Origin of the sequence: Methanobrevibacter sp., from assembly GCF_045646205.1 — an archaeon.
In the GTDB taxonomy this organism is placed as follows: Archaea; Methanobacteriota; Methanobacteria; order Methanobacteriales; family Methanobacteriaceae; genus Methanocatella.
Map to the genome: position 1 here is coordinate 19,238 of NZ_JAZRKF010000046.1, position 10,360 is coordinate 29,597.

Sequence of the window (10,360 nt, forward strand, 5' to 3'; positions counted from 1 at the left end):
TTCAACAACTTTTCTCTACTTTTTTTTAGATAATTAAAGCATTGTATATACTGCCGCTATACTTGGAAGCGCAATGATAATTGTATTTCGAATCATTCTGAAGCGGTGTATTTTCCATTCTTTCGGTGTCAATTCCTTCATTTTCGGGATTTTCAAAGCGCTCAGGATAATGCTTGCTGAAAGGAAAATGAAATATGCGTTTATGATGAAGAGATATCCTGCTCCAATAAGCATGTCCCATCTGCCGTTTGCAATTGAATATCCGCAGGTACATAATGGAGGCATCAATGCGGTTGCAATAGCAACACCTGGAATAACAGTGTTTGTCTTGTCCAGTCGGGTTTGTCCTATAATCCCCGCAAGTCCTCCGAAAAATGCTATGAGCACATCAAAAAATGCGGGGGATGTTCTTGCAAGCAATTCCACTGTAGGCTCTTTAAGTGGTGAGAAAAGAAAATAAAGTGTGGCTGCAGCAACACTTATTAGAACCTGCATTCCCAAACCAATCATATGTTTTCGAAGCAAGGGATAATCTGCAGATACGCTTGCAAATGCAGAGGCTAGAATACTCCCCATTAATGGTGAAATCAACATTGCACCTATAATTACTGCAGTTGAACTCACATTGAGACCTACGGATGCGATTACCATCGCACATACCATAACACACATGTTGGTTCCGGTGATTTTTCCGCCATCAAGAAGGCGTGAACGAATCTCCTCATGCGGTGCGGAATCCTCGGTCAGTGAAAAAGCTTTTTTGATTTGTTCTTTAATCGTTTCCGTTTCATTAGTCATATTTTTCCTCTTAATTCTTTTCTATTGTAATTTCAGATAATGGAGCAAGTTTATTTTTTTAAGCATCAATATCCATGTTAAAATAATTGTAAATATGCAGGACATGATTATTGTCGGCGGATAGTAAAGATAACCGATAATCATTGAAATAATAGTAAGTAAAATGTTTAAACCATATGTATTGTAGTTTTGAAATGCTGCCTGCAGGAATTCATTGCTTACATCAATTCTTTTCAGTTCATATGTGGCAACAAGACAGAATATATTAATGATAATGAAATCTATTCCATAGATGCATTGCGGAATGAACGCATTAAAGTTATTGGCAACAAAAGTCGTCAGATAGGGAATCATTGATAAAAAGAATAATCCCAAGGATATGGTCCAGATTGATCTGTAATTGATTTTTTTGACAATGCTGAATAGGTTATAGGAAAAGTTCCACACATTAAAACAAACAATAAAACTAATTGCATATGCTATAAATTCGAGTTTTAACTCCATAAGGCCTTCTAAATTACCGTTTGCCGCCAATGGAATTTCAAGTGCGATGATTGTTAGGATAATGGCTATGATTGCATCAATCAATGCTTCAAATCTTTCAGTATCTTCATATTCCTTTTTGTCTCGTTTATTGTAAATAATACTTATAATCACGGATAATAAACAGGCAAGATAAATTCCTGGAGTGTATATGGTAAATGATACTACAAAACCAATCAATATGATGAGGAAAGGAATTAGAAGATGAATTTTTTGAATATTCAGTTCTTTCAGTTTATCGCTGGTTGCATTTGCTCCGTAAACCACAACGACGGATATGATGTGCGATATATTTGCAAAGATTATAATCAATCCAAAAATGATCTCGGCGGTCAGGGAATACAGATTCATTGAAAGCCATGATGCAAAATACGGAAAGAGTGTGAATAAAAATATGGAAATTCCATAGGTAATCAGGGCTCTGTTGTTAATGTCGTCAATATGCTGGAATAACTTCTGATTACTGTACCAGATGTTGATAATTGCTAAAAATACAATGAAATACGTTACGAAATTCGTATAATTTGAAAAGAAAGCTCCCCAATCTGCACTTAATGGCTGGGGAATTTTCAACACCAGAACTGTTATGACAATCGCCAAAACAGCATCATAAAATGTTTCAAATCTATTAGTATCCATATTTCTTAATTTATTTTTACGGGTAAATAAATTTTAGTTTTTGGAAGGTTTTTTATAATCTTTCAGTTAAAAAAATAATCGTGAACTATTTTTTTAATCCCTGTTTAGATATTCTCTTTAAAATTGTGTATTTTTTTTAGATTTGTCTTTAGTTATCTGAAAAAGGATAAAACCATTATTGGTGTCTTTATTTTGCTATTAACTCTCTTTTTCCAATAATGTCTTAAGTCATCAATATTGCCCTAATATCATTTTATTGCCTTTAGAGATAAATATTGTTCTTAAAAAACCATTTAATATAAGTTTAGATGGTTTAATCCAAGTAAATGACCTTTTTAAGTTATCAAAACAAAATATTTAATAAAAAATAAGGAGGGTTAGTTATGGCCAAATTTCAAGAGGATATGATTTTCAAAGATGTTGGTGAAGAAGATGTTGAAGTACTTCTAGAGATTGCAAACAAGAAATCCAAGGTCAAAAAAATCTGGACAAAAGAACTGAGGCAGATAGATCCTTCAACTTTCAAACCTGACTTAATAATCGAATTGGATGATGAAAATCTGATTCTGGAATTTCAAAGTACAGTAACAGATGATACTTTTTCACAAAGAGGACATTCATACGTCGCAATAACAGACCAAAAGAAATCAAACAGCAAGGAAGTAAACCTATGTGTCATAAGCACGGCAGAAAAATCAAAAATTGTCACGTACTATGTTAATAAGTATAACACATTTCGGTATGAGGTTTTTGGTAATGACCTTTTTGATGGAGAAAAAATTATTAATCAAATGGAAGAAAAATATAAATTGGAAAAAATAATCACACCAAAAGAAGCGATATATTTCTCACTAGCACCAATCATGACCAAAGATGGAAATATTGAAGAAAATATTCGGAGAGTTCTTAATATTTTGTTTACTCTAGAAGAATTGCCCCCATCAACTAAAAGTTTGTGTTATGCAATTCTTTGGTTATTGGTTGATAAATTTGTGGGTGAAATTCCGTTAAAAAATTTATTATTGGATAAATTAGGTGGTAAAATGAGCGCAGTATACGATTATGGTCAGAGAAAAGAAGAAAATGGTAGGAAAGAAGGTAGGAAAGAAGGTAGGAAAGAAGGTAGGAAAGAAGGTATTGTTGAAGGTATTGAAAAAGGTAAAAAGGAGATTGTTTTAAGGTTATATGAGAATGGGATGGGTATTGATGAAATTTCTAAGAATGTTGGAATTGATGTTAAGGAAATAGAGAAAATGTTTAATCAATAATTTTTGGTTAAGTCTTTTTTTTCGATTAGATGTTTATATTTTTTAATTAAATGAATTAATCACGCCAAATGAAGCGATATGTTTCTCACTAGCACCAATCATGACCAAAGATGGAAATATTGAAGAAAATATTCGGAGAGTTCTTAATATTTTGTTTACTTTAGATGAGTTGTTCTCATCAACTAAAAGTTTGTGTTATGTGATTCTTTGGTTATTGGTTGATAAATTTGTGGGTGAAATTCCGTTAAAAAATTTATTGTTGGATAAATTAGGTGGTAAAATGAGTGCAGTATACGATTATGGTCAGAGAAAAGAAGAAAATGGTAGGAAAGAGGGTTTTAAAGAAGGTTTTAAAGAGGGTTATGAAGTGGTTATTTTAAAGTTATATGAGAATGGGATGGGTATTGAAATTTCTAAGAATGTTGGAATTGATGTTAAGGAAATAGAGAAAATGCTTAATCAATAAGTCTTTTTTGATTAGATTTTTCATCTCAATAATATTATTAGATAAATTAATCATGCCAAGGAAAATAATTATGGGTTAATTCATGATAAGTGAACACATACAACATCGAAGAATTGAAAAATTAAAAATTGAATTAACTTTAGATTGTTTTCGATTAAAAAATCATACTTTGAAAAATTATATAACTTTCACATTTTAAATCTATAATCAATTGTTTCTTTTAAAAAGTTTTTCGGTGAGTTAATGAAAAAGACAAAAATTATCTGTAGTGTAGGTCCGGCTTGTGATTCTGTGGAAGTCATGAGCGAAATGGTCAATAAGGGTATGGACTGTGCACGTATCAATCTCAGCCATGCTACAAGGGACGGAATATTTAAAACAATTGATGTTGTTCGTGAAGTTAGAAAAGCCTGTAATGTGCCCGTAGCTATTTTATATGATACCAAGGGTCCAGAATTCAGAACTTCTAAATTTAAGGAAGGCGGTGTATCTCTTAAAAATGGTGACACGATTAAGATGGCTAAAAATTGCATCGTTGGCAATGAAGAGGAATTTGGAGTTAACCACAGTGATGCGATTGATTTAATTAACGTCGGCGACATGGTTTTAATTGACAATGCACTCTATGAACTGGAAGTCATTGACAAAAAGGATGATTTTGTCGTACTGAAAGCTCTGGGGGATACTAAAATCCAGGACAACAAGACAATTAATGTTCCTGGTGTCGATTTGAAACTTGACTTTATAAGTGATGTTGATAAGGAAGATATTGCCTTTGCAGCAAAGCATTCATGCGATTATCTGGCTTTATCCTTTGTCAATACTCGCCAAGACGTGATTGATGCCCGTGAGATAATTGATGAAGCGGGAGGAGATTGCCGTATCATTTCAAAAATTGAAAGCAGCATGGGAATAGATAATATTGATGATATAATCGATGAATCCGACGGAATCATGGTGGCCCGTGGAGATTTGGGTGTGGAAGTTGCTATGGAAAAGCTTCCGATGCTTCAAAAGGAGATTATTAGAAAATGCCGTGAAAAGGGCAAGTTTGCCATTGTCGCTACCGAGATGCTCGCTTCAATGTATGAAAGTCCAAGGCCTTCAAGGGCTGAGGTTTCAGATGTTGCCAATGCTGTATTGGACGGAACCGACTGTGTGATGCTTTCCGGAGAAACCACCGTTGGTAAGTATCCTGTGGCTTCAGTTGAAATAATGGCCAAGATATGTGAATATGTGGAATCAACGGTCGACTACAGAAAGAATGTGGCCTACAAGGGAAGAATAGACATAAGTGACACGATTGCAAAACTGGTTGCTGATGCCGTTGAATATTCAAATATTGCATTAATTGTTACAATGACCATGACTGGGTTTACTGCCGGAAAAATCAGTAATTTAAGGCCAAACTCACCAATCCTGGCATGCTGCCCGTCCAATGATGTTGCACATAAGGTCGCTTTGAACTTTGGGGTCAGACCTGTAATATCAGACATTTACGGTGCCACAGACAAGATGATTGAAAATGCAAGAAAAACGGCCATAAATGAATTTGACCTTAAGAACGGTGATTTGATAGTCATCACCGGAGGGTTCCCGATAGGTGAGGCGAATAAAACCAATTATTTAAGAATCATGGAAATATGAGTATTATGAACACGGACATGGCTAGAAAACAGTTCAAGACTCCTAAAGAGTATAAAAGATTTAAGAAACTCGTTAATGAGACAAAAATCTATGATGAGCCTTCCACATTGAATGGTCAGTTAAGGCCCTATCAAAAGATAGGATACTCTTGGCTTGTTCAAAACATAAAATATAAGTTCGGAAGCATTTTGGCCGATGATATGGGTCTTGGTAAAACTATTCAGATTTTAACAGCCATTTTATACTTTAAAGAGCAGAATCCTTTAGACAACAGTCCATCTCTCATTATAGTGCCCCCTACATTAATTTCAAACTGGGAAAATGAGATAAACAAGTTCACTCCCGAATTGAGCTATTACATCTATCACGGATCCGGCAGGACCTATCCGATTGAAGAATATGACATTATTTTAACCTCGTATGGTGTTGTCCGACTTGATTTGGACCTGTTCATGGATGATACATGGCTTTTGTGTGTCATTGATGAAGCCCAAAACATTAAAAATCCTAACACCGAACAGACCAGAGCAATCAAAAGCATCAAGGCAAGAACCAAGGTTGCGCTGACAGGTACTCCAATCGAAAACAGGCTGATGGACTATTGGTCAATATTTGACTTTGTAAACAAGGGTTATTTATCATCAAAGGATGATTTTAAAAGAAACTATGTTGTTCCAATAGAAAAGCTTGAGGATGAAGAGACATTGGAAAACCTTAGGGAAATTGCAAAGCCCTTTGTCATGAGGCGGCTTAAAAGCGATGATGACATTAAAAAGGAACTTCCCGACAAGTTCGTCAATGACATTTACTGCACCCTTTCCAAAAAGCAGATCAGGTTATACAATGCAATTCTCGATGAGATATTTTTTGATATAGAAAATTCCAAGGGAATTCAAAGAAAGGGAATTATCTTAAAGATTTTAACTGCCCTGAAACAGACCTGCAACCATCCGGCGCAGTTTCTAGACATTAAAAAGCCGAAGATTTCCGAATCCGGTAAGATGGAGCTATTGGTCGATATACTGCAGAACATTCTTGATTCCGGTGAAAAGGTAATTATCTTTACCCAATATGTTGAAATGGGAAAAATTATTCAGGATTTGATTTCCAAGAAGTTTAAAGAGGAAGTTTTGTTCCTGCACGGTTCCCAAAGCCTTAAGGAAAAGACAAGAATAATCGATACATTCCAGGAAGATGAAAACTACAAGATATTCGTCGCCACCCTCAAAACGGGAGGTACCGGTTTGAATTTGACTGCTGCTCAAAACGTCATCCACTATGATCTCTGGTGGAATCCTGCTGTTGAAAATCAGGCAACCGACAGGGTTCACAGAATCGGCCAGGAAAATGATGTCATGGTATATCGGTTCATTACAAAGGGAACACTTGAAGAGACAATTGATGCAATAAGCAAGCATAAGGTTGATTTGGCAGCCAAATCCATCAGCAATGACGAGACTTTCATAACCGAAATGACTAATGAAGAACTTAAAGAAGTGCTGGCCTTGAGGATTTGAATTTAGGTTTATTTCATGTTCCTTAATTTTTTTATTTATATAAAAAATTAAATAAAATGTCTTTTCTCATACCATTTCTTATTTTTTCTAACTTCAGTAATTTTTGTGTTAGTATTGTTATATTGAATAATTTTTTCTTTTGTTAATTTGTTTTAACAAATCCGTATAATATTCTAAATTGCCACAATATTACTTTATCAAATCAATATTGCTTTAATAAATTAATAAAGTATTTATAATTCTTATTTTAAATTATTAATAGATTTAGATTAAAAGAAGGTTTTTTTATGACTACTGAATTAATAGCAATGAATGGAAATGCGATTGCGATTGCAGTTGATAGTGCCGTAACAGTAAATAGACAAAAAACTGCATTTGGTTTTACAAAATTATTTCCAATAGAAAAGATTCCAATGGCAATAATGTTATATGGATCAAGTTACTTCGAAAATATTCCTATGGAAAATCTCATAGCGGAGTTCATTCAAAAAACAAATTTTAATGAAGTAAATACAGTTTTGAAAATAAAAAATTCTTTTTTAGAGTTTTTATCAAAGAATACTTTACATCATGACTTTAAAAGTGATATTGAGTATCGATTTAATATATTTAAAAAAGAAATAATAGAATATTTTTCTAATTTGAATGAAGATAAAATAAATTTTGTTATCAAAAAATATTTAAAATTAGAATTACCTAATTTCATTAAACAATTAGATGAATATAATCAATATGATTTTCTTTTTAAAGAATTAAAATCAATAATCGGCACAGGAAAATGGAAAGCATTTAAGAATTATTTCTTTTACAAATTTTGTACATCAGTTACAGGTATTGTAATTGTAGGTTTTGATGAGGGTAAGAATTTTCCTTCATATATTAATATTGACATACTGCTAAATAATGGTGGATATATCGAATATGTAAATGAAAAATCTAAATTTTCTTATTCTAATAATTTAATCATTCCTTTTGCTCAAACTGATGTGATATATGGTTATTTATATGGAATTCATCCTGAGTTTCTAGATGTTATAGGACATTATCATAAATCTGTTTTAAGTGGTTTTTTAGATGAATTTATAGAGTATATTGATTTTGAAAATAATCTTGTACCTGGAAACATTAATGCTATTTTAAAAAAAGTTGATGATTTTAGAGATGAAATAAATACAAAAAATCGGGAATTCATAGCTTTCATTGAATCCGTTGAGAAAATTATTTTAAATAATATCTTGTATTCGATGGATTTACTTTCTAAAGAGAATTTGGCTAATATGGTCGAAATTCTAGTTAAAATAACTTCTTTAAGATATCAACTATCTATGAATTTAAATATTGTGGGTGGTGAAGTAAATGTGGCCGTAATATCAAAATTAGATGGTTTTGTTTGGATTAAAAAAGAAGAATATTATGACAAAAAATTGAATGCATAGTAAATTATAAATATTTTGTGGGTTAATTATTAAGCAGAGGTGATACAAATGTTTGGTTTTGATGAACCAATTGAAACACCCAAATCACCAGAACCTCTTGAGATAAAACCTCGTAATCCTTATGAGGAATTTCTTACTTTGGAAGAGAATTTAAGAGAGTTGTTTGATGAGTATTTTCCTGGAGAGGACTACCCTCCTAAAGATATTTCAATTAAATCACGTAAATATTCTGAACCTCTTGAAATCATGCCTTGTAATGATTATGAAGAGTTTCGTACTTTGGAAGAAAACTTGAGAGAGTTATGTGAGGATTATGATCAAAAATAAATCATGAATTTAATAAAAATTAGAGGAGAATAAATGTTTGGTTTTTGGGAACTGGTTAAATAATGTTGGTTCCCTAAATCTTATACTGTTAATCAAAAAAACACACTAAAACATCAGAATCGTAAAAAATAGGTTTAGATTTCATTCTTATCACTTAAACTTTTGTAAATAAGTTCTTCTTTATATAAATCAAGTAAAATGTCTTTTCTCAGGCCATTACCTATTTTTTCCAAGTTCCATAATTTTTCTGTTAGCGGTATCATGTGACCTATTGAATAATACTCTTTGTCTTTTGGTGATTCGTATAATGATGTGTCATAACCTAAACTGCTGGCTTTAGGTTTAATATTGAATGAAAACTCTGCAAATTGCGAACCGTCAATTAAATTTTGTGAATATAATCTTCTAATTAACAAATTATGATCTATTTGGAAATATTGCTCGCATTTAATAATGTCCTCTATTGTCCATTTATTGATATTATTTGATTCAATAAAATCATATAATCCATGTTCTGTCATTAATAGGTTGGATGCAAATTCGTCTGCTTTTTGTTCTATTTCATTTTTAAAACCTTCAGAACAAATATAAAAGTTTTCTTCATCATCTAACAGGTGATATAATTCATGTGCTAGAGTAAAATTTTGACGGCCCCTTGAATGTATGGAATTGATTAAAATGATAAAATCAAAGTTATTCTTGAAACAACATCCGCTGACACTTCTTTTCATTGGAAAGGATACGATTGTTAGGTTGGGTATTTTTTGAACAAGTAATGTAAAAATATTTATTGGGCTGTATTCGTCAATTCCTAATTGTCTTCTTATGTTAATGTTTAATTTAGGTAATTTTTGATTTGTTTTAGCATCATATTTTCTTAAAAGGGATAAATGGGATGCAAGCTGATTAATTTTAGCAATTACATTTAAATCCATGTCATTTCCTGATTTAAACATAATTTTTTGTTTTTCATAATTGTCACTTTCTCCTAATAGATACTCCGGTGTACAATTATATAATTGGCATATTTTATCTAATAATGTTAAATTTAAATTTCTTTTATTATTTTCTATTTTTGAAAGGTTACTTTGGTCTATTTTTAAATATTCTGCTATCTGTATTTGTGAATATCCGTGTTCTTTACGTAATGTTTTTAATTTCAATCCTATATTTCGCATGTTTATCCCTCATTATAATATTGTCATAATAATTATTTAAATATATCTGATTTTTTTAGGTCAAAATCATGTATTTGTCAGGAATTGATATAAATGACCGAATATTTTCTATTAAATCCTGCTGTTTTTGTGTGATTAATTAATTAGATATTTAAAGAGATATTTTTACTTTTAATGGGTATTATTTGCAATATTCATACTTTAATGTGAATATTTAACCTACTTCTATTCTTTTTCAACTCTAAAATCTAGTTAATGCTTTTTTTAATGTAAGTTAATATGATGCATTATACATTCACCTAAATCATACTTATTTGAATGCAGTCATGTTTTTTTAATCATTCTATTTACTCTAACATTCAAGAATGTTTGTGAACATTCAAATAACAATAATTATTAATTATAGTTAGTTACCAAACTTTTATTATAGATGAATGACAAATAATAAATTATGTCAGGAAAATCTACAATTGAAGTTTTAAATAAAGTTAACAAAACAACTCTGGATGAAGAAATCGCAAAGTACGTGGCTTACCATAGG

The 10,360-nt window shown here is 31.7% G+C and carries 9 protein-coding genes; 6 read left to right on the forward strand and 3 right to left on the reverse strand.

The window, feature by feature from the left end; all coding sequences use genetic code 11:
* Nucleotides 1-33 precede the first annotated feature (33 nt).
* Together ACKI44_RS08540 and ACKI44_RS08545 are read right to left on the reverse strand one after the other, a co-directional pair.
* Nucleotides 34-798, reverse strand: coding sequence for a DUF389 domain-containing protein (locus ACKI44_RS08540; RefSeq protein ID WP_407423445.1), 765 nt, complete (start codon nucleotides 796-798; stop codon nucleotides 34-36).
* Nucleotides 799-819: 21 nt separating this feature from the next.
* On the reverse strand, nucleotides 820-1,980 hold the full coding sequence (locus ACKI44_RS08545) for a TMEM175 family protein (protein WP_407423447.1): 1,161 nt from the start codon (nucleotides 1,978-1,980) through the stop codon (nucleotides 820-822).
* Nucleotides 1,981-2,363: 383 nt separating this feature from the next.
* Here ACKI44_RS08545 and ACKI44_RS08550 point away from each other — a divergent pair, with 383 nt between their 5' ends.
* The 6 genes from ACKI44_RS08550 to ACKI44_RS08575 all read left to right on the forward strand — a co-directional run bounded on the left by ACKI44_RS08550 (nucleotide 2,364) and on the right by ACKI44_RS08575 (nucleotide 8,641).
* The gene (locus ACKI44_RS08550) at nucleotides 2,364-3,248 is read left to right on the forward strand and encodes a hypothetical protein (protein WP_407423449.1); all 885 of its coding nucleotides are present in this window, start codon (nucleotides 2,364-2,366) and stop codon (nucleotides 3,246-3,248) included.
* Between the two features lie 100 nt (nucleotides 3,249-3,348).
* A complete protein-coding gene (locus ACKI44_RS08555) occupies nucleotides 3,349-3,714 on the forward strand; it encodes a hypothetical protein (RefSeq protein WP_407423451.1) in 366 nt (121 codons plus the stop codon).
* A 243-nt stretch (nucleotides 3,715-3,957) separates the two neighbouring features.
* Nucleotides 3,958-5,361 (forward strand): pyruvate kinase, encoded by a 1,404-nt coding sequence (pyk, locus tag ACKI44_RS08560; RefSeq protein WP_407423453.1) that lies wholly within the window; start codon nucleotides 3,958-3,960, stop codon nucleotides 5,359-5,361.
* Nucleotides 5,362-5,366: 5 nt separating this feature from the next.
* Nucleotides 5,367-6,878 carry a DEAD/DEAH box helicase gene (locus tag ACKI44_RS08565; protein ID WP_407423455.1) on the forward strand — a complete coding sequence of 504 codons (1,512 nt, stop codon included), beginning with the start codon at nucleotides 5,367-5,369 and terminating at the stop codon, nucleotides 6,876-6,878.
* Between the two features lie 287 nt (nucleotides 6,879-7,165).
* Nucleotides 7,166-8,314, forward strand: a complete 1,149-nt coding sequence (locus tag ACKI44_RS08570; RefSeq protein ID WP_407423457.1) for a hypothetical protein — start codon at nucleotides 7,166-7,168, stop codon at nucleotides 8,312-8,314.
* A gap of 48 nt (nucleotides 8,315-8,362) precedes the next feature.
* Entirely contained in the window at nucleotides 8,363-8,641 is a 279-nt protein-coding gene (locus ACKI44_RS08575) for a hypothetical protein (RefSeq protein WP_407423459.1), read from the forward strand.
* 134 nt (nucleotides 8,642-8,775) lie between these two features.
* Here the strand turns inward: ACKI44_RS08575 and ACKI44_RS08580 are convergent, their stop codons facing one another.
* A complete protein-coding gene (locus ACKI44_RS08580; protein ID WP_407423461.1) occupies nucleotides 8,776-9,819 on the reverse strand; it encodes a helix-turn-helix domain-containing protein in 1,044 nt (347 codons plus the stop codon).
* Between the last annotated feature and the right edge of the window lie 541 nt (nucleotides 9,820-10,360).

Bases quoted from the DNA above. Each gene is read 5' to 3' on its own strand.
- ACKI44_RS08540 (WP_407423445.1), bottom strand. From the start codon at position 798: ATGACTAATGAAACGGAAACGATTAAAGAACAAATCAAAAAAGCTTTT.
- ACKI44_RS08545 (WP_407423447.1), bottom strand. From the start codon at position 1,980: ATGGATACTAATAGATTTGAAACATTTTATGATGCTGTTTTGGCGATT.
- ACKI44_RS08550 (WP_407423449.1), top strand. From the start codon at position 2,364: ATGGCCAAATTTCAAGAGGATATGATTTTCAAAGATGTTGGTGAAGAA.
- ACKI44_RS08555 (WP_407423451.1), top strand. From the start codon at position 3,349: ATGACCAAAGATGGAAATATTGAAGAAAATATTCGGAGAGTTCTTAAT.
- pyk (WP_407423453.1), top strand. From the start codon at position 3,958: ATGAAAAAGACAAAAATTATCTGTAGTGTAGGTCCGGCTTGTGATTCT.
- ACKI44_RS08565 (WP_407423455.1), top strand. From the start codon at position 5,367: ATGAACACGGACATGGCTAGAAAACAGTTCAAGACTCCTAAAGAGTAT.
- ACKI44_RS08570 (WP_407423457.1), top strand. From the start codon at position 7,166: ATGACTACTGAATTAATAGCAATGAATGGAAATGCGATTGCGATTGCA.
- ACKI44_RS08575 (WP_407423459.1), top strand. From the start codon at position 8,363: ATGTTTGGTTTTGATGAACCAATTGAAACACCCAAATCACCAGAACCT.
- ACKI44_RS08580 (WP_407423461.1), bottom strand. From the start codon at position 9,819: ATGCGAAATATAGGATTGAAATTAAAAACATTACGTAAAGAACACGGA.